Origin of the sequence: Streptomyces sp. NPDC002793, assembly GCF_040295485.1 — a bacterium.
Taxonomy (GTDB): Bacteria; Actinomycetota; Actinomycetes; order Streptomycetales; family Streptomycetaceae; genus Streptomyces.
Map to the genome: position 1 here is coordinate 110,829 of NZ_JBEOVL010000009.1, position 18,296 is coordinate 129,124.

An 18,296-nucleotide genomic window follows, 5' to 3' on the forward strand; every position below is an offset into this window, starting at 1 on the left:
CACCCACCGCCCGGAGGTCCGTCGCATGCGCATCGCCTACCTGCACTCCGGCAGCATCCCGTCGGTCTACGCCAACGGCGTCCACGTCATGCGCATGTGCGACGCGCTGGCAGACGCCGGGCACGACGTGCGCCTCTACGCCCTGCGCGGCGAGATGACCTCCGACGACGTCCACGCCTACTACGGAACCCGCAACCGTTTCCCCGTACGGACCTTCCCGATGCCCCGGTTGCCGCTGCTCGGCCCCTGGCTGCGCGCCTGGCGGGTGCGCCGCGCGGTCCGGCGCGACGGTGTGCCCGACGCGGTGTACGGACGCGACCTGCGCGCACTCGTGGCCGCCGGCGGTCTGGCTCCGAGCGTCTACGAGACCCACCTGCTGTGGGACAGCCGCCGGGAACGCGCGGTCGAACGCCTGCTGCTCCGGAGCCGGTCGCTGCGCGGTGTCGTGTTCGTCTCACAGGCGCTCGCCGATGACTACGCACGCGCCTTCCCCGCCCTCCGGGCCGCCGAGGGACCGGCGCAGGTCACCGCGTCCGACTGCGCCGACCCGCCCCCGCCCGGGCCCGTCGCCGAACTCCCCGGCCGACCGGGCGCGCTCAGGATCGGTTACGTCGGCCATCTGTACCCAGGGCGCGGCATCGACATCATCCTGGCGCTCGCCGACCGGATGCCGGAGGCCGACTTCCACGTCGTCGGCGGCACCGAGGCCGATCTGGAGCACTGGAGGAAGCGCGCCGACCGGCCCCACCTGTACTTCCACGGACACCGGCCGCCCGCCGGACTCCACCCGTACTACCGGGCGTTCGACATCGTGCTGGCCCCCTACCAGCAGCGCGTGGCCTGCGCGCAGGGCGTCGGGGACATCAGCCGCTGGGTGTCACCCATGAAACTGTTCGAGTACATGTCCCACGGGCTGCCCGTGGTGGCGTCCGACCTTCCCGTGCTGCGCGAGGTCATGGCCGACGGCGTCAACTGCCTCCTCGTACGGCCGGACGACGTCGACGGGTGGGAACGGACGGTCCGCAGGCTCGCCGCCGACCCGGACCTCCGGGCGGCTCTGGGTGCGGAGGCCCGCCGTCAGTTGCTGACCACGTACACCTGGCGGCACCGTGCCGACCGGGTGCTGTCCCCGTTCGCCGGGCCGCGCCCCGCCGCCGTCCCGGCCGCCCGTCCGGGGAGGCGCTGATGCGCGCGGTGGTCACCGGCGCCGCCGGCTTCATCGGATCCCATCTCTGCGAGCACCTGCTGGCGGCGGGCGACGAGGTCGCGGGCGTCGACTCCCTCACCGATCACTACGACCCGGCGGTCAAACGCGGCAACCTGCGGACCGCCCTGGAGGACCCCCGCTTCACCTTCCACCACGCGGACCTGCTGCGTACCGACCCGGCCGGGCTGATCGCCGGTGCGGACGTCGTCTACCACCTGGCGGGCCAGCCGGGCGTCCGACCGTCCTGGGGCGCCCACTTCGCCCTCTACAACGACCGCAACGTGCTCGCCACGCAGCGTCTGCTGGAAGCCGCGCGCGCCCGTCCGCCCGCCAAGTTCGTGTACGCGTCCAGCTCCTCCGTCTACGGTGACGCCCTCGGCCGCCCCACCCCGGAGACGGCGCAGCCGCGGCCGATCTCCCCCTACGGAGTCACCAAGCTCGCGGGCGAGCACCTCTGCGAGCTGTACCGCACGGTGCACGGGCTGCCCACGGTCGCTCTGCGCCTGTTCACGGTCTACGGACCGCGGCAACGGCCCGACATGGCGCTGTCGCGTCTGCTCGCCGCGGCGAGCGGGGGGCCGGCGTTCCGGCTCTACGGTGACGGGGAGCAGACCCGCGACTTCACCTACGTCTCCGACGTCGTGAGCGCGATGCGTGCCGCGGCGCGCAGTCCGTTCACGGGCGTCGCCAACATCGGCGGCGGCAGCCCGCTCTCCGTGAACACGGCCGTCGCCGCCTTCGAACGCCTCGTGGGACCGGTGCTGTTGACCCGGCACCCGGCTGTCCCCGGCGACGCCCGGCACACCGCCGCCGACATCGGCCGGGCCCGCGCCGCCTTCGGATTCCGGCCCCGCACCGAGCTCACGGAGGGCCTGACGGCCATGGCGCTGTCGACCGGCCCGGCCTTCGTCCCCACGCCGGGCGGGGCAGCCGTCGTGGCGGGCGTCTCATCCGTGTCCCCGCCGGACCGGCGCCCTCGCGCATGGACAGGAGACGACCGGTGAACCCGCCTTCCTCCCGCCCCTCCCGGCTCACCCCCGTCCGGCCCGCCACGCTGCACAGGGTGGGGCCCACGCCCGCCGGATTCCCCGTCCCTCTGCGGCGGGTGCTCGCCGGGGACCTCTTCGTCCTCACCGGCGGGCTCCGCCACCTCGGCCATCTGCCCGACGTCGAACGGCTGGCCCGCGCGGCAGTCGCCCACCGGCTGCCGGGCAGCCCTGCCGTGGACGCACCCCTGGACGAGCTGCACCGGTATGCCGACACCCACGCGATCGAGGCGATCCGCACCGACCTGGAGACCCGGCTGCGCCCGCTGGGGCGACGCGTCCTGCACGACGTGACGGCCGCCCTCCTCCCGCGTGACGTCCGCCCCTACGTCAGCGAACACCTCGGCGTCCGCATCATGCCGCCGCTCGGCACGGTGGGCGAGCCCGCCGCGTTCGCCGCCCTGGACGGCTTCCTGACGCCCCGTGACGTGCATGTCGACTCCTGGTTCAACACCGCCCTGAACTCCGTCAACCTCTGGATGGCCGTCACCCCCGTACGCCGAGGCAACGGCCTGGTCCTCCATCCGGACGCCTTCCGCCGGCCCCTGCGCCACGACGGCCACACCCTGCTCCCCGGCCAGGACACGGGCGACCCGGTCGACCTCTCCCTCGACCCCGGCGACATCCTCCTGTTCTCCGGTGACCACCTGCACGCCTCGCAGCCCAACACCACCGACGCGACCCGGTTCGTCCTGACCAAGCGCTTCTCGGCCGGCCCTCCCCGCTACCCGTTGCGCGCCACCGGGTGGGTCCCCTACCTCGACCCGCGGCTGCTCGGCACCCGCCTCGCCCCGCTGGCCTCCCTGCGCTCCCGGCTGACCCCCGCAGGCCTGCGGCACGCACTGCGAGGTCGCCGATGAGCGTCCCGGAGCCCTCCTGTCGCAAGGTCTTCGGCATCGGCCTCTCCCGGACCGGCACCCAGTCGCTGACCGCCGCGCTGCGCGTGCTGGGGCACGACGTCGTCCACTACCCGGCGGACGAGGGCACGTACCGGACGCTGCTGCGCGGTGACGCGCGGTTCCCGCTGCTCACCCGGCACGACGGCATCACCGACATCACGACCGTCCCGTACGTCGCCCAGCTCGACCGGGCGTGGCCGGGCGCGAAATTCGTCCTCACCGTCCGCGACGAGGAGCTGTGGCTGCGCTCGTGCGCCCGTCACTGGAGCCGTCCGCCGCACCGCAAGACCGAGTACGGGGAGCGCTACCTCGCGCTGCAGCTCTTCCTACGGGCCGCGGTCTACGGCTGCCACGCGTTCGACGAGGACCGGTTCCGCCACGTCCACCGCCGTCATGTGGCCGAGGTCCGCGCCCTGTTCGCCGGCCGTCCGGATTCCCTGCTGATCCTGGACCCTGCCGCACCCGCCCCTTTCGCCCGCCTCGCCGCCTTCCTGGACCGCCCCGTCCCGGTGGCCCCGTATCCGCACGAGGGCCGGTGGCCCGGCTGACACCGCCTGGGGCGTCTTCCTATGAAAGACAGGTGCGAACCACGCGCCGAACGGGCCGGACTCGCGAATTCGTAAGCTGAGCGGGGTTCTGGGGATGAAATCCAAGGCACACGCGAGTAAACGCCACACCTGATGGTGTGTCTGACGTTTTTCTTCCGGCGACCATTGACGGCCCGGTGAGCGCGGTGTTTAAGTGACGCATCTCGATCGGAGACAGTGTCCTCTTATAGGAGACAGCGCATTGGCCACCCAGATCCTCACCTCCTCGCTCAAGACGCTGGAGGTCCTCGCAGCCCTGGCCGACGAGCCGCAGGGTGTGGGTGTGTCCGAGCTGGCCCGCCGCACCGGCGGCAGCCGGGGCTATGTGCACCGGCAGCTGGTGACGCTGTGCGCCGGTGGATGGGCTGAACAGGCGGAGGACGGGACCTACCGGCTCAGCCTCCGTGTCTCCAGGCTCTCCGACGCCGCGTTCGCCCAGGCCGGACTCGGCCACCGGGCCACCGCGGCGATGGAGGAACTGGCCGCCCTGGTCGACGAGACGGTGTCCCTGGCCGTGCTCGACGGGGACTCGGCGCGGATAGTGCAGCGGGTCGAGGTGGACCGGCTGCTGCGTGTCGACTCCCGGATCGAGGCGCGGATGCCGATCTCCGACACCGCCTCCGGCCGGGTGCTCACCGCATGGGCGCTGCCGCACGATCTGGCCGCGCTGCGGGAGGCGGGTGTATCCACCGCGGGTGACGCGGAGTTGGAGCACATCCGGCACCTCGGTTACGCGGTCTCGCTGCCGAACCGGCTGGAGCCGACGGTCGCCGTGGCGGCCCCCGTCTTCGACGCCAGGCGGCGGGTGATGGCGGCTCTGTCCGTGGTCGGCCCGATGGTGCGCTTCGACGCCGAGGAGGCCGCGGGTGACGCCGTGGCATGCGCCGCCCGCGTCACCAAGATCGTCTCCGGGAGCAGGTGACCGCCGCCGTCCGACCCCGCGCCACCGGGCCCTGACCCGGATCCCGTACGCCCCACCCGCCCCACCCGCATGGTCCCGGCCCGTCCGCCCCGGACGCCCGGACCCGGCACCCCGCGGCACCCCGGCGCCGCCGCCCCCGACCGGGGCGTGCCCCGCCGCGCCGCCACCCCCGCACCACCTCGCGACCTGACCTCACCCCCTGGCCGGCCGCACCCTCCGTACATCCGCATGCCTGGCCCCGGGCTGTCCCGACGCCCTGCCCGCATCACCGGCACCACACCGCATGACCCGCACGAAAGGAACCATCCGTGGCACCACAGCCCAGCCTGGCCGGTCCCGCCGGCCGGCCGGCCGCCGAGATCATGACCTCGGCCGCCCTCTCCTCCCTGCAGGCCGGGCGCCTCTCCTCGGCCCGCTCCCTGGTCAACCGGATGCTCCGCGAGGACTGGCGCGTCGAGCGCCGCTCGCTGACCGTCGAGGCGGACGGCAGCGGCGAGGCCGTCTACCGCATCCACACCGCGGACCGCGTGATGGACTTCGTGGCCTTCGCCTTCCCGCCCTCGTCGCAGGAGCGCACCCTGCGCATCTTCGACCTCGGCTGGGACATGATGGGCGCCCTCCTCGACGGTCCCGCGACGGCCGAGGACGTCGAGCACACCCGCAACGAGATGCCCCGCCTCTACCACGGCCGTGCCACCGGGCACACGCTCACCTGGTGCCGCGCCAACCGTTCGCTGCGCGTCTTCGAGCACGTCGTGGAGGCGCTGGCCGCCGCCCGGCAGCCCGACACCGTCGCGCTCTCCCGCGTCGGCTACCTGATGCGCAACATCGGTCTCGACGGCAACGGCACCTTCGGCACGCGGACGTTCCTGGCGTACGGCGAGGACCACCCGCTGGCGGTGCCGTACCACGCCCAGTTGCTGTCCGCGTACATGATGCGCGAGCTGAGCGCCGACCTGGTCGAGGCGCTGGCCGCCCGCCGCTCGGACACGGCCGTGGCCCTCGACCCGCAGGTGCGCCGCTTCCTCGGCGTCGGCAACAGCTCCGCGCTCGGTCTGGTCCTGTGGGTCGGCAACCACCCCGTGCTGGTGGACCGCTGGATCTCGCTGCGCGAGCAGGCACTCGCCCACGCCCGCGGTCTCGCGGCGGCACCCGGTTCCGGAGTGGCGGACTCGCTGGTCGCCCTGCTGGAGCGGGCCGCCGTCTACCAGAGCGAGGACGTCAACGAGTACACCTGCTTCACCCCCGCCGAGCGGATCGTCGCCGACCTGCGACGCGTCCTCGACGCGATCCCCGGACGCGCGGCGGCGGCCCTGGCGGAAGGCCGGGTTCCGACGGTGGCCGAGCTGGTCGACGGCGTCCAGGACGTCTGCGACGAGGCCGCCGAGGTGGTCAACTCCGTCCTCACCGAGCTGGACCCGGCGGAGTCGGACCGGCTCGCCGCGGGACTCACCGTCAACGAGACGTTCCGCCGGGACGGTTCCATGACCGCCGGTGCCCTGCGCGCACTGCTCGCCGACCGGTACGCCTGGGCACTCGCCGTCGACCGCACCGCGCCCGGCGCGGTCGCCAACACCTGGTACAAGTCCCGGTCCGCCGAGGAACCCCGCTGCGGCGCCACCGCCGAACTGCCCGAGGGCACCGTCGACCTCACCGTGGACGTCCCCGGCATGGTCCAGCACCTCGACGGCGTACTCGCCGGGGAGGACCCGGCCCTGCCCGTCGGACGCCTCCTCGCGCGCCGGCCCGAGCTGCGCGGAGCCGTCGAGCGCCTCCAGTCCCTCGCCGGGCACGCGTACGCCGTCCCGCACACCCACATCCGCGACCACGCCTTCGTGCCGGCGCAGCTCATCCGCCTGGCGAACGCCGCGCTCTACGGCCTGGAACGCACCAAGGACTACCTGGGCCGCGACCTGCGCGGAGTGATCTTCCAGGGTGCTCCCACGGCGGCCGACCTGAGCTCCGCCGACGCCGCGGGCCCGTGGTTCTGGCCCGCAGTGCCGCACCCCGCCGACACCCTCGCCCTCGACGCACCCGCGCCCGCCCCCTCGAACGGAGCCGCCCGATGACCTCCGCCACACTCACCAGCGGCCCCGGCAGCGACGGCGCCGCCGACCGCCTCGGCCGCACCTGGCAGAACGCCTCCGACGCCGAGACCCTCCGGCTGTCGCTGCGCGAACTGCGGCTCATCACCGAGCGGCTGCTCCAGGCCCAGGGCCTGGCGCTCGGCGCCGTGCACGCGGTACGCGACCTGGTGCTGCACGCCCAGGCCGCCGGGCTGCCCGCGCTCCAGTTCCTCTCCGACGGGCTCGGCGCCGCCGACCGCGACGGCTCGGGCCGGGTGGAGATCGCCGCCGAGGCCCCCGGCGCGCTCGTGGTCGACTGCCTCGGCCAGAGCGCCCTCGTCGTCGCCCCCGCGCTCCTCGACCTGCTCCAGGCGGAACCCGGCGAGCGCGTCACCCTGTGGGCCGGGCACATCGAACACGCCGGGCTCGCCGCCGTACTGGAGCACCAGGGCACCGACCGGGGTGTGGTCCTCACGGTGACCCCCACGCCGGCGGACGCCGCACCGGCGGCCGGACTGCCCCCGCTGCCCGCGGCCCTGGCCGGGGACGGCGTACTGCTCGTCATGGAGCGCCGCGCACCCGCGCTGCCCGACGACCCCGAACTGCTGCGCCTCCTGCCGCTCGTCGGCTCGCTGCCCGCGGCCCGCGCCGTACGCAACGGGGTGGAGACCCCCGCCGCCCTGTGGTGGTCGCTGTTCGAGGACTCCGCACGCGCGCTGTCCACGGAGTCGGTGACCTCCCTCAAGCACGCCGGCGCGACCGCGGTCGACGAGAACGGCGTGATCGAACCCGACCTCACCGACGACGTGGACTTCGTCGGCGGCACGGCAACCAAGGCCATCGACAACGGAGAGCAGCGATGAACATCGACGGACTCGAGTGCGGCATCTTCAACCGGACGGTCTTCGAGGAGCTGCGCGCCGGGCGCGTGGACTGCGTGACCAACACCATCGCGTTCTGGGAGAACGCGGCGGAGACCATGCAGGCCCTCGCCGACTGGTACGGCCTGGAGCGCGACAACTCCGATCTGATACGGATCGCGTACTCCACGGCCGACATCGAGGCGGCGGCCGCCGAGGGCCGCACCGCCGTCCTCATGGGGACCCAGAACGCGTCCCCGATCGAGGACCGGCTCGACTACATCGAGCTGTTCGCCCGCATGGGCCTGCGGGTCATGCAGCTCACCTACAACATCCAGAACACCCTGGGCGCGAGCTGCTACGAGACCACCGACGCGGGGCTGACCCGCTTCGGCCGTAACGCCGTGGAGGAGATGAACCGCTGCGGCGTCGTCGTCGACTGCTCGCACGTGGGTGACCGGACCTCCTACGACGCCATCCACGCCTCGGCCGTCCCGGTGGCGATCAACCACGCCAACCCGCGCGAGTTCTTCGACCACGCCCGCAACAAGCGGCCCGAGGTCCTCGACGCGCTCGCGGAGCGGGGCGGGGTGCTCGGCCTGACGATGTACCCGAACATCGCCGGCGAGTGGTGCGAGACCGTCGAGAGCTGGTGCGAGCTGGTCGCCCGCACCGTGGAGCGCGTCGGTGTCGACCACGTCGGCGTCGGCTCCGACCTCGGCCGCTTCCTCACCGAGGAGCACATGGTGGAGATGCGCAAGGGGCACTGGACGCGGGGCCCCGAGTACGGGGCGGGCAAGCCCGGCCAGTCGCCGGTCGTGCCGGACCCGGAGTGGTTCGAGACGGCGGCGCAGTTCGGCAACATCCCCGCCGGGCTGGCCGAGGCCGGCTTCTCCGCCGAAGAGGTCGAGAAGCTGTGCGGTGGCAACTGGCTGCGCCTGTACCGGCAGACCATCGACGTGGACCTGCGGGGCGGCCCGGTGGCCGTCCCCGTGACCGCCTCGGCCTGACCGGCCGGCCGGGCGGCGGACCTCGGACCGCCGCCCGGCCGCCCGGTCCCGTACCCGCCGAGGACCCCACCCGTCGTACGCACCCGGCGCCTGCCCCCTGCCCCGGGACGCCACCCAGGAGTGACCTCCCCGCCTCCTCCCTGCCCGCTCTCCGAGTGGAGACCCCGATGCCCCACCGCCCCCTCGCGCCCCGGCCACGGCGGCGCACCCTCGCCGCCCTCGCGCTGGCCGCCGCCCTGACGGCCTCGCTCACCTCCTGCGCGACCGCGGGTGTCTCCGTCGAGGCGGCGCGCCACACCCTCGTCGTCGACACGGCCTTCAACGCCAAGTCCATCGACCCGGCGCGCGTCTACCAGCCCACCGACTACCTCGTCGACCACGCCCTGTACGAGACGCTGACCACCTACCGCGGCGAGGACCTGCGGACGCCCGTGCCCGGCCTGGCCACCTCCTGGTCCAACTCCGAGGACGGACAGTCCTGGACGTTCGGCCTCCGGAAGGACGCCCGCTTCTCCGACGGCACCCCCGTCGAGGCGAGCGACGTCGTGTTCTCCTTCGACCGGCTGCGTCACGTGGACGCCAGCCCGGCCTATCTGATGGCCGGGATCTCCGTCGAGGCGAAGGACGCGCGGACCGTCGTCGTCACCACCGAATCGCCCCGCGCCGACGTGCCCGCCATGCTCGCCACCCCGCAGTTCGGGGTGCTCAACGCGGACGCTGTGCGTGCGCACGGGGGCACCGACGCGAAGGACGCGGTCACCGAGGACAAGGCCGAGACCTGGCTGAACACGGAGTCCGCGGGCTCCGGGCCGTACCGGCTGAAGAGTTACAGCAACTCCTCGCAGATCGTCCTGGAGGCCAACCCGGAGTACGCCGGTGACGCACCGGCGTACCCCAGGGTGATCATCAGGAACGTGCCGTCGGCACAGCAGCAGCTGCTCGGGGTGCAGTCGGGCGACTCGCAGGTCGCCCTCGACATCTCGGCACTCCAGACCAAGGGCCTGCGCGGCGACAACCTCGCGGTCGACAACAGCCAGAAGGCGGAGGTCCTCTACCTCGCGGTCAGCCGGGCGAAGAACCTCCCCACCGCCTCCGCCGACGTGCAGAAGGCCATCCGGCTCGGCATCGACGCCCGGAAGCCGCCGGGTTCCGGGCGGCCGAGGTTCTGCGGTCTGCCGGACAAGGCCCGAGGGGTGCGTTGCCGGGGCCCCGGGAGGTTGACTGGCCGTATGAGTGACACACAGGGAATGCTGGCCGGCAAGACCGTCATGATCACGGGTGCTTCGAGCGGCATCGGAGAGGCCGCCGCCCGTCTGTTCGCCGCGGAGGGAGCGGCGGTCCTGCTGATGGCCCGCCGCGCGGACGTACTGAAGCAACTGGCGCAGGAGATCACCGACTCGGGCGGCCGAGCGGCGATCAGCGCGGGCGACGTCTCGGTCGCCCAGGACGTACAGCGCGCCGTGGACGCGGCCCTGGAGCACTTCGGCTCCCTGGACGCTGCGTTCAACAACGCGGGCTTCGCGGGCGACGACCTGTCCCCGCTGCATGAGCTCGACCAGGCCGTCTTCGACCGTTCGATGGCCGTCAACGTCAACGGCACCTGGAACTGCCTGCGCTCCCAGATCCCGGTGATGCTCGAAGCGGGGAAGGGCGCGATCGTCAACACGTCCAGCACGGCTGCCGTGGGAGCCACCGGAGCACCCGTGCCCTACGTGGCCGCCAAGCACGCTGTGCTCGGCATGACCAGGGCGGCGGCCGCCGAGTACGCTCCCCACGGCATCCGCATCAACACGCTCGTCGTCGGCACCACCCGCACGGAGATGATCGACCAGGCGGTGGAGGCGTACCCGGAGTTGGAGACGGCTTTCGTCAACCGCCAGATGCAGAAGCGGATGGCGGATCCCGTCGAGATCGCCCAGGCGGCCCTGTGGCTGTGCAGCGACCGCGCCTCCTTCGCCACGGGGTCGGCACTGGCCGTGGACGGCGGATGGACGGCCGGCTGACGTCCGCTGACAGCCGCCTGACGTCCGGCTGCCGACGCGGGAAGGAGTGCCTGTGCGACTGGTTTCCGACACCGTGTTCACCGAAGTGGTCATCCACGCGTCGGCGGAGGAACTCGCCGCACTGGCCCACGCGGTGGCCGAGGGCGGCGGGTTCGTCGGCTGCGCGCCGTCGCCGGACGGGGGCACCTTGGTCGGTATCGAGACCAGGAAGACCTCCGGCACCGGCGCCCGGATCGCGCTCGACGCCCCGCGGCAGGTCCTGGTGATCAGTGGCGACCCCGGAGCCAGGGCGATCCTGGCGGACAACCTGCGTGCCATGGCTGCCGCCGAGGACGGCGGCCACCTCCACATCGACTACTTCCCCGACCACCCCTACCTCGTCGAAGGGTCGGTGCCGATCGTGGTCAGCAGCCCCCACGGAGGCATGCCGACGCGATGATTGGCGGTACGGCCGCAGCCGCGATCCGTGGCCGTACCCGCCGTGCGCCGCGAAGTGACGGCGCGCCGGCCTCGGCGAGGGCCCGCGACGCCGTTCCTCCGCCGGTGCCTACGGCGCACCGCCGCTGCGGGAAGTCACAAGGGGCTGAGAGACGAGCCTCAGCCGTGCTTGCATGGGAGCCATGGTGTCTGCCGAACGCTTACTCGCCTTTGCGGCCATGTCGTTCCTGCTGATCGTGGTCCCCGGCCCCAGCGTGCTGTTCGTGATCGGGCGGGCCTTGGCACAGGGGCGGCGCGCCGCCCTCACGACGGTCCTGGGAAACGCGTCGGGTGCCTACGCGCTCATCGTGGCCGTCGCTCTCGGGGTCGGGACGATCGTGGAGCGTTCCGTCCTCGTCTTCACGGCGCTGAAGCTGGCCGGTGCGGCCTACCTGGTGTATCTGGGTGTCAAGGCGTGGCGGCAACGGAGCTCGCTGCACGCCTCGTCCACCACGGGCGAGGACACACGGACCGGTCTGCGCACGTGGTGGGAGGGGTTCGCCGTCGGTGTGGCCAACCCCAAGACCATCGTGTTCTTCGCTGCGGTGCTGCCCCAGTTCGTCGACCGCGCCCAGGGACACGTCGTCGGGCAGATGCTCCTGCTCGGTCTGGTCTTCACCCTCATCGCGGTGGCCTCCGACAGCCTGTGGGGCCTGCTCGCGGCCACCGGACGCGACTGGTTCGCGCGCTCGCCCCAGCGGCTCTCCCTCTTCGGGGGAGTCGGCGGCCTCACGATGATCGGCCTGGGCGTCGCGGTCGCCGCCACGGGACGCAAGGACTGATCCCGCACCCGGGACCTGCGCCGACGCGTCGCGTACCGGCGAGCCGCACGCCATGACCGTCAGGACCGGCGTCCGCCGAACTGCCAGTTGTGCACCTCGATGTCGGCGTACCGGTCCGGGGTCAGCACGGCGCGTGCGGTGTCCGGGTCCGGTGCCCGGACCAGTGCCGCCGTGCCCAGCCAGATGTCACCGCTGTCGGACAGCAGCGGCCCGTATGCAATCAACTCGGCTTGCGTCTCCGGCACTTCGAGGTCGGCGGCCGGCCCTTCGCCGAGGCCGAGCACCAGGTAACGGTTGCCGTCGGTCGGGCCGCCGGGGAAGTCCCACATGGTGGAGCCCAGCGTGTTGCGCCACCGGCGCAGCAGTACGTCCCGGTAGGCGCCGGCCTGGTAGTTCGGCTCGTCGAAGGCGAACGCCCGGGCGGCGGCGCTGTCAGGCAGGTCGACGATGTGCACGCTGCCGGTGGGGGTCTCACCGTCGTCCTCGAGGGTCGGCCCCCGGGCGATCATCTCCTTCGCGTACCGGTCCATGTAGGACCAGTGCTCTTCCAGCAACTCGTCCCTCAGTGACAGAGATCCGGACCGGTCGCGGTGGTAACAGAGAAACTCCATACCCGAAGGATTCCCACAAGGCGGTGCCCAGGTCGAGCCCTGCGCGGTCACCGGAAGATCACGGACGGCCGAAACCGAACATACGACTCACGGGTGTGTCCGTGGCCTCCCGGCGACCATCACACGCTCCTGACCGCCCTCCAGAGCATCATCACCGCCCGCCGCCAGGGTGGCGCGTACGCGCGCCACCGCAGCGCGGACGACGAGGTGGCGGGCATGGTCCGGGTCCTCGCGGGGTCGTGTCCGCACCCGATCCGGGCGGCCCCGGCGTCACCGACGGGACACCGCCGCCGGAAGCGCCTCCTCCAGCTCCTGGAGCAGGCGGCGCTTCGGGCGGGCACCCACCATCGACCTCACCGGTTCGCCGTCCTGGAAGACCATCAGGGTCGGCGTCGACAGGACCGCGTACCGGCTCGTGACGCCCGGGTTGTGGTCCACGTCGATCTGGACGATCTTGACGCGTTCGGCCTCCTCCCTGGCGATCGCGCCCAGCACCGGCGCGAGCTGGCGGCACGGACCGCACCAGTCGGCGGTGAATTCGACCAGGACCGGCAGGCCCGCTCCCAGGACCTCCGTGTCGAAGGTCGTGTCGGTGACCTCGGCGACACCTTCTGCGTGGATCATCCTTCGTCCTCCCGGTTCAGTTCACATCGGGGTTCGGGGCCGCCCGGCACCTCGGCCGACGCCTCCAGCTCGGCACGGGCCAGCTGGGTGCCCACCTCCGTGCGGACCGACTGCAGCTGACCGATGAGCGCGTCCAGCTCCCCGAGCTTGCGCCGGTAGACGGCCAGCGAGGCCGGGCAGGCGTCGCCCGCCGGATGGCCGGCGCGCAGACAGTCGACGAAGGGGCGGGTCTCCTCCAGATCGAATCCGAAGTCCTGCAGGGTCCGGATCTGCTGGATCTGCCGCAGATCGCTCTCGTCGTACGTGCGGTAGCCGTTCTCCGCGCGGCGTGCGTGCAGCAGGCCCCGTGACTCGTAGTACCGCAGCGTCCGTGTCGTCGTCCCGGCGCGTTCGGCCAGTTCCCCGATTCGCATAGCGCGACCGTATTCCTTGACGCCGACGTCAAGGCAAGGCCTGCCTACGCCCGGGACGCGCCGGACACGCCGCTCCCGGAAAGGTCGAGGAGCTCGCCCAGGGCCCGGACACCGGTCCCCGCGTCGGGTCCCGTGCGCACGGTGACGGTCTCCTCGGGGAACAGTGCGAGAAGCGCGACCTGGGACATGAGGGGCTTACGGACGCGGGCTGATGCCGGGGAGGCTCCCGCCGAGGTGTCCTCGATGTCGAGATGGCCGATGTTCCCGCTCACCAGCAGCGTGTGGAAGCGCAGCAGTTCATGCCCCTCGTCGGCCTGGGGCCGCCCGGTGTGGAGAAGCGTCTCGGATTCACCGAGCGACGTCATGGACCGGCCTCGCAGCACGGCCGCGGCTTCCTCGGGACGGGTCAGGTCCGCGATACCCGCGCTGCCCGACAGGTGTTCCGTGTCCCCCCAGGCCCCGGAGTCCTCGCGGCTCGCGAAGTAGAGCTCCTCGGCGACGAGACCGTCCTTGCGCCGGTGGAGGAGCAGGACGAAGCCGAGGGCGCCCCGTACGCACGTGTCGGCGACGACAGCGGTGGTGGCGCCCAGGAGGCGGTGACCCGGTGCGGCCGGTCGCCCGCCGGTGTCCGGCGCGCACGCGGCCGTCAGAGCGGCCCGGGCGGTCTCCGACAGTTTCCTGTGCATCCCATCCGCTCCTCGGTCGCAGTGGAACGGCAGTCTGCCACGGCGGGTGCTGCGGCCCGGCGCGGGCCTCGACGCGGGTGCGGCCGGTACGGATGTCCCGTACCGGCCGCACTCGTCCGTCCGCGTCGCCGCGCCCGCTTACGCCTTCGCCAGCGAACGCTTCTCGTCGGCGTCCACGTCGCCGTCCCGCGACTCCGGGACGTGCGGCTCTCCGCCATGGGCGTCGTCCGTCATCGTCTTCTCGTCGAACGGGAGGGCGCCGGAGAGGACCTGGTCCACCCGCTCCCGGTCGATCTCCTTGGTCCAGGTGCCGACCAGCACCGTGGCCACCGCGTTGCCCGCGAAGTTCGTCAGGGCGCGGGCCTCGCTCATGAAGCGGTCGATGCCGACGATCAGGCCGACGCCGTCGACCAGTTCGGGGCGGTGCGACTGGAGGCCGCCCGCGAGGGTGGCCAGGCCGGCGCCGGTGACGCCCGCCGCGCCCTTCGAGGCGATCACCATGAAGACCAGCAGCGAGATCTGCTCGCCGATGGTCAGCGGGTCGCCCGTCGCGTTGGCGATGAAGAGGGAGGCCATCGTGAGGTAGATCGCGGTGCCGTCGAGGTTGAAGGAGTAGCCGGTCGGCACGGTGATGCCGACGACGGGCTTGCTGACGCCCATGTGCTCCATCTTCGCGATCAGCCGCGGCAGGGCCGACTCGGAGGAGGAGGTGGAGAGGATCAGCAGGAACTCACGGCCCAGGTACTTCAGCAGGGTGAAGATGTTGACCCCGGACACCAGGCGCAGGATCGCGCCCAGGATCAGGAACACGAAGAGCGCGCAGGTGACGTAGAAGCCGATCATGATGATCGCGAGGGACTTCAGCGCGTCCACGCCGGTCTCGCCGACCACCGCCGCCATCGCACCGAACGCGCCGACCGGGGCCACCCACATGATCATGGCGAGGATGCGGAAGACGAGGCGCTGGATGTGGCCGATGCCGCGCAGGACCGGCTCGCCGGCCGAGCCCATGGCCTGGAGCGCGAAGCCCGCGAGCAGGGCGATGAGCAGGGTCTGGAGAACCTCACCCTCGGTGAAGGCCGACACCATGGTGGTGGGGATGATGCCGAGCAGGAAGTCCACGGTGGACTCGCTGGCCCCCGATGCCTGCTTCTCACCCGCGGCGCGGGCCGCCTCGGTGAGGTGGAGGCTGGAACCGGGCTCCAGGAGGTTGCCGACGACCAGGCCGATGGCCAGGGCGACGGTCGACATCACCAGGAAGTAGCCGAGGGCCAGGCCGCCGACGGCACCGACCTTGGCGGCCTTGCGTACGGAGCCGACCCCCAGCACGATCGTGCAGAAGATGATCGGCGAGATCATCATCTTGATGAGGTTGACGAAGCCTGTGCCGATCGGCTTGAGCTCGACTGCGAAGTCCGGAACCACCAGGCCCACCGTGACGCCCAGCACCACGGCGGCGATCACTGCGATGTAGAGGTAGTGGGTGCGGTCCCGTCGTGCGGCTTTCTCTGCCACGGGGGTCTCCTCGGGTATGCGGCTGCTCCCCGTCCCTGGGGGCCCCGGTGACTATTCACTTCCCTGTGACGGCCGTCACCCTTGCGTTCATAACGTTCACAGATGCTTTCGAGCCATCTTGGGCCGGTCGCCCCCGCCAGGCAGACTGGGAGCCATGCGCCTGCCCCGAACCCTCCCCCGCAGCCTGGCCGGCCAGCTGTTCGCGATGCAGGCCCTGCTCGTGGCCGCGGTCGTGGCGGGTTGCGCCTACTTCGCGTACGCCTCCGGCCGGGACCGGGCGGAGGAGACCGCGGCCCGCCAGGTGCGGGCCGCCGCCCTCGCCATGGCCGAATCGCCGTCCGTACGGGAGGCGATCCGTACCCCGGACCCGTCCGCCGTACTCCAGCCGTACGCGGAACGGGTGCGCGAGGAGACCGGGATCACCTTCGTCACGATCATGGATCCGAAGGGGGTCCGCTGGACCCACCCCACCCGCGCCCAGATCGGCAGGAGCTTCATCGGCCACACGGACCGCGCACTGCGCGGAGAGACGTTCGAGGAGACCTACACCGGCACGCTCGGCCCCTCGATACGGGTCGTCACCCCGGTCCACGACGGGGACACGATCGTCGGCCTGATCAGCGCGGGCATCACCGTCGAGAAGGTGTCCACCCAGGTGCGTGAGCAGCTCGGCGCCCTGGGCACGGCGGCGGGTGCCGCCCTGGTGCTCGGCGCGCTCGGGACGTACGTGATCAACGCCAGGCTGCGGCGGCACACGCACGGGATGAACGCCGGGGAGCTGAGCCGGATGCACACGTACCACGAGGCCACGCTGCACGCCGTGCGCGAGGGTCTGCTGATGCTGGACGGGCAGCGCAGAGTCGCCCTGATCAACGACGCGGGCCGGGAACTGCTGGGGCTCGGGCCGGGGGCGGTGGGCCGCCGGATCGACGAGCTGGCGCTGCCGGCGCCCCTGACCGGGGCGCTCCTGGCGTCCGAGCCCCGGGTGGACGAGGTCCATCTGACGGTGGACCGGGTGGTCGTCGTCAACACCAGCCCGGTGGTCGGCGGGGAGCGGCGCGGCACGGTCGTGACGCTGCGGGACCACACGGAACTGCAGGCGCTGTCGGGCGAGCTCGACTCGGAGCGGGGCTTCACCCAGGCGCTGCGCTCGCAGGCGCACGAGGCGGCGAACCGGCTGCACACCGTGGTGTCGCTGATCGAGCTGGGCCGGGTCGAGGAGGCGGTGGACTTCGCGACGGCGGAGTTGGAGCTGGCCCAGGTCCTCACCGACCGGGTGGTGGACGCGGTGGCCGAGCCGGTGCTCGCCGCTCTGCTGCTCGGCAAGGCGGCACAGGCCAACGAGCGCGGGGTGGAGCTGCTGCTGGCGGAGGACAGCCTGATCGACGACGGGGCGCTGCCGCGCGCGCTGCCGCCGCGCGACCTGGTGACGATCCTCGGCAATCTGATCGACAACGCGGTGGACGCGGCCTCGGAGGCGGCGACGGGCGGGGCGCCGCCCGGGGCCGTACCGGCCCCGCGTGCCGCGGCGCGGGCCCTGGTCACCGTGACGGCGCGGGCGGAGTCCGGCGAGCTGCTGCTGCGGGTGGCGGACACCGGCGCGGGGATCGGCCCGGACGACGCGGACGAGGTCTTCCGGCGCGGCTGGACCACGAACGGCGCGGGCCGGGGCCTGGGCCTGGCACTCGTACGCCAGGCGGCCCACCGCAACGGCGGGACGGTGACGCTGGGCCGGGCGCGGGGCGGTGGCGCGGAGTTCACGGTGCGGCTGCCGCTCGCCGGCCGTACGACGGGGGCGGAGGTGGTCGCGCCATGAGCGCCGAGAGCGCCGAAAGCGCCGTGATCAGGGTGCTGGTCGTGGAGGACGATCCGGTGGCCGCGGACGCCCATCAGCTGTACGTGGCCCGGGTGCCGGGCTTCGAGGTCGCCGCCGTCGCCCACTCCAGGGCGGAGGCCGTGCGAGCGCTGGACCGGACGGAGGTGGACCTGCTGCTGCTCGACCTCTACCTGCCCGACGGGCACGGTCTGCAACTGCTGCGCTCGCTGCGGGCGGCGGGACACGGGGCGGACGTCATCGCGGTGACGTCGGCACGCGATCTGGCGGTGGTGCGGGAAGGCGTGTCGCTCGGCGTCGTGCAGTACGTGCTGAAGCCGTTCACCTATCCCACGCTGCGGGACCGGCTCGTGCGCTACGCCGACTTCCGGGCGGCCGCCGGGGAGGCGAGCGGTCAGGAGGAGGTGGACCGGGCGCTGGGCGCACTGCGGGTCTCGGACCCGGCCACGCTGCCCAAGGGCCTGAGCGGGCCGACGCTGGAGGCGGTGACCCGGGCCCTGCGGGAGGCTCCGGACGGGGTGACCGCGGCGAACGCCGGGGAGGGGCTGGGGATTTCCCGGATCACCGCGCGCCGCTATCTGGAGCATCTGGTGGCGGGGGGCCGGGCCGTGCGGCGGCCGAGTTACGGCCAGGTGGGCAGGCCGGAGTTGCACTATCACTGGGTGGCTGAATCCCGCTGATGGATCGGGGCGCACCGGGGCGTGCGCCCTAGGAGGATCGTACGAAGGGTGAACTGGGAGGAACAGCCTGTAGC

General features: G+C 72.5%; 17 protein-coding genes and 2 pseudogenes. 14 read left to right on the forward strand and 5 right to left on the reverse strand.

The window, feature by feature from the left end:
* The first annotated feature begins 25 nt into the window (after window positions 1–25).
* From ABT001_RS11240 to ABT001_RS11295, 12 genes and pseudogenes are all read left to right on the forward strand, one after another.
* On the forward strand, window positions 26–1,186 hold the full coding sequence (locus tag ABT001_RS11240) for a glycosyltransferase family 4 protein (RefSeq protein ID WP_351275404.1): 1,161 nt from the start codon (window positions 26–28) through the stop codon (window positions 1,184–1,186).
* Entirely contained in the window at window positions 1,186–2,211 is a 1,026-nt protein-coding gene (locus ABT001_RS11245) for an NAD-dependent epimerase/dehydratase family protein (RefSeq protein ID WP_351275406.1), read from the forward strand. The genes ABT001_RS11240 and ABT001_RS11245 overlap by 1 nt, the downstream gene beginning before the upstream one ends.
* Window positions 2,208–3,113, forward strand: a complete 906-nt coding sequence (locus tag ABT001_RS11250) for a phytanoyl-CoA dioxygenase family protein (RefSeq protein WP_351275408.1) — start codon at window positions 2,208–2,210, stop codon at window positions 3,111–3,113. Before ABT001_RS11245 ends, ABT001_RS11250 begins: the two co-directional genes overlap by 4 nt.
* Entirely contained in the window at window positions 3,110–3,700 is a 591-nt protein-coding gene (locus ABT001_RS11255) for a sulfotransferase family protein (RefSeq protein WP_351275410.1), read from the forward strand. Before ABT001_RS11250 ends, ABT001_RS11255 begins: the two co-directional genes overlap by 4 nt.
* Before the next feature lie 241 nt (window positions 3,701–3,941).
* The gene (locus ABT001_RS11260) at window positions 3,942–4,661 is read left to right on the forward strand and encodes an IclR family transcriptional regulator (protein ID WP_351275412.1); all 720 of its coding nucleotides are present in this window, start codon (window positions 3,942–3,944) and stop codon (window positions 4,659–4,661) included.
* Window positions 4,662–4,969: 308 nt separating this feature from the next.
* A complete protein-coding gene (locus ABT001_RS11265; RefSeq protein WP_351275414.1) occupies window positions 4,970–6,730 on the forward strand; it encodes a hypothetical protein in 1,761 nt (586 codons plus the stop codon).
* The gene (locus ABT001_RS11270; RefSeq protein WP_351275416.1) at window positions 6,727–7,590 is read left to right on the forward strand and encodes a hypothetical protein; all 864 of its coding nucleotides are present in this window, start codon (window positions 6,727–6,729) and stop codon (window positions 7,588–7,590) included. Before ABT001_RS11265 ends, ABT001_RS11270 begins: the two co-directional genes overlap by 4 nt.
* Window positions 7,587–8,597 carry a membrane dipeptidase gene (locus ABT001_RS11275; protein WP_351275418.1) on the forward strand — a complete coding sequence of 337 codons (1,011 nt, stop codon included), beginning with the start codon at window positions 7,587–7,589 and terminating at the stop codon, window positions 8,595–8,597. Before ABT001_RS11270 ends, ABT001_RS11275 begins: the two co-directional genes overlap by 4 nt.
* A gap of 167 nt (window positions 8,598–8,764) precedes the next feature.
* Window positions 8,765–9,715 (forward strand): annotated as a pseudogene (locus ABT001_RS11280) (ABC transporter substrate-binding protein); the annotation flags it as partial.
* Window positions 9,716–9,844: 129 nt separating this feature from the next.
* A pseudogene (locus tag ABT001_RS11285) lies at window positions 9,845–10,600 on the forward strand (SDR family NAD(P)-dependent oxidoreductase); the annotation flags it as partial.
* Between the two features lie 52 nt (window positions 10,601–10,652).
* Window positions 10,653–11,039, forward strand: coding sequence for an Imm32 family immunity protein (locus tag ABT001_RS11290; protein ID WP_351275420.1), 387 nt, complete (start codon window positions 10,653–10,655; stop codon window positions 11,037–11,039).
* 181 nt (window positions 11,040–11,220) lie between these two features.
* The gene (locus ABT001_RS11295; RefSeq protein WP_351275422.1) at window positions 11,221–11,859 is read left to right on the forward strand and encodes a LysE family translocator; all 639 of its coding nucleotides are present in this window, start codon (window positions 11,221–11,223) and stop codon (window positions 11,857–11,859) included.
* 59 nt (window positions 11,860–11,918) lie between these two features.
* Here the strand turns inward: ABT001_RS11295 and ABT001_RS11300 are convergent, their stop codons facing one another.
* The 5 genes from ABT001_RS11300 to ABT001_RS11320 form a co-directional block, all read right to left on the reverse strand.
* Window positions 11,919–12,470 (reverse strand): YciI family protein, encoded by a 552-nt coding sequence (locus ABT001_RS11300; protein WP_351275424.1) that lies wholly within the window; start codon window positions 12,468–12,470, stop codon window positions 11,919–11,921.
* 270 nt (window positions 12,471–12,740) lie between these two features.
* Window positions 12,741–13,094 carry a thioredoxin gene (gene trxA, locus ABT001_RS11305; protein ID WP_351275426.1) on the reverse strand — a complete coding sequence of 118 codons (354 nt, stop codon included), beginning with the start codon at window positions 13,092–13,094 and terminating at the stop codon, window positions 12,741–12,743.
* Entirely contained in the window at window positions 13,091–13,507 is a 417-nt protein-coding gene (locus tag ABT001_RS11310; RefSeq protein ID WP_351275428.1) for a MerR family transcriptional regulator, read from the reverse strand. The genes trxA and ABT001_RS11310 overlap by 4 nt, the downstream gene beginning before the upstream one ends.
* A gap of 44 nt (window positions 13,508–13,551) precedes the next feature.
* Complete coding sequence (locus tag ABT001_RS11315; protein WP_351275430.1) at window positions 13,552–14,193, reverse strand: hypothetical protein; 642 nt, start codon at window positions 14,191–14,193, stop codon at window positions 13,552–13,554.
* A 138-nt stretch (window positions 14,194–14,331) separates the two neighbouring features.
* Window positions 14,332–15,708 (reverse strand): cation:dicarboxylate symporter family transporter, encoded by a 1,377-nt coding sequence (locus ABT001_RS11320; RefSeq protein WP_351275432.1) that lies wholly within the window; start codon window positions 15,706–15,708, stop codon window positions 14,332–14,334.
* A 154-nt stretch (window positions 15,709–15,862) separates the two neighbouring features.
* On the opposite strand from ABT001_RS11320, the gene ABT001_RS11325 reads away from it, so the two are divergent.
* Entirely contained in the window at window positions 15,863–17,524 is a 1,662-nt protein-coding gene (locus ABT001_RS11325) for a sensor histidine kinase (RefSeq protein WP_351275434.1), read from the forward strand.
* A 23-nt stretch (window positions 17,525–17,547) separates the two neighbouring features.
* Window positions 17,548–18,222 carry a response regulator gene (locus tag ABT001_RS11330; protein ID WP_351275619.1) on the forward strand — a complete coding sequence of 225 codons (675 nt, stop codon included), beginning with the start codon at window positions 17,548–17,550 and terminating at the stop codon, window positions 18,220–18,222.
* The last annotated feature ends 74 nt before the right edge of the window (window positions 18,223–18,296 follow it).

What these genes read in the sequence shown, in the direction of transcription:
- ABT001_RS11240 (WP_351275404.1), top strand. Translation starts at nt 26, where the DNA reads ATGCGCATCGCCTACCTGCACTCCGGCAGCATCCCGTCGGTCTACGCC.
- ABT001_RS11245 (WP_351275406.1), top strand. Translation starts at nt 1,186, where the DNA reads ATGCGCGCGGTGGTCACCGGCGCCGCCGGCTTCATCGGATCCCATCTC.
- ABT001_RS11255 (WP_351275410.1), top strand. Translation starts at nt 3,110, where the DNA reads ATGAGCGTCCCGGAGCCCTCCTGTCGCAAGGTCTTCGGCATCGGCCTC.
- ABT001_RS11270 (WP_351275416.1), top strand. Translation starts at nt 6,727, where the DNA reads ATGACCTCCGCCACACTCACCAGCGGCCCCGGCAGCGACGGCGCCGCC.
- ABT001_RS11275 (WP_351275418.1), top strand. Translation starts at nt 7,587, where the DNA reads ATGAACATCGACGGACTCGAGTGCGGCATCTTCAACCGGACGGTCTTC.
- ABT001_RS11295 (WP_351275422.1), top strand. Translation starts at nt 11,221, where the DNA reads ATGGTGTCTGCCGAACGCTTACTCGCCTTTGCGGCCATGTCGTTCCTG.
- ABT001_RS11300 (WP_351275424.1), bottom strand. Translation starts at nt 12,470, where the DNA reads ATGGAGTTTCTCTGTTACCACCGCGACCGGTCCGGATCTCTGTCACTG.
- trxA (WP_351275426.1), bottom strand. Translation starts at nt 13,094, where the DNA reads ATGATCCACGCAGAAGGTGTCGCCGAGGTCACCGACACGACCTTCGAC.
- ABT001_RS11310 (WP_351275428.1), bottom strand. Translation starts at nt 13,507, where the DNA reads ATGCGAATCGGGGAACTGGCCGAACGCGCCGGGACGACGACACGGACG.
- ABT001_RS11315 (WP_351275430.1), bottom strand. Translation starts at nt 14,193, where the DNA reads ATGCACAGGAAACTGTCGGAGACCGCCCGGGCCGCTCTGACGGCCGCG.
- ABT001_RS11325 (WP_351275434.1), top strand. Translation starts at nt 15,863, where the DNA reads ATGCGCCTGCCCCGAACCCTCCCCCGCAGCCTGGCCGGCCAGCTGTTC.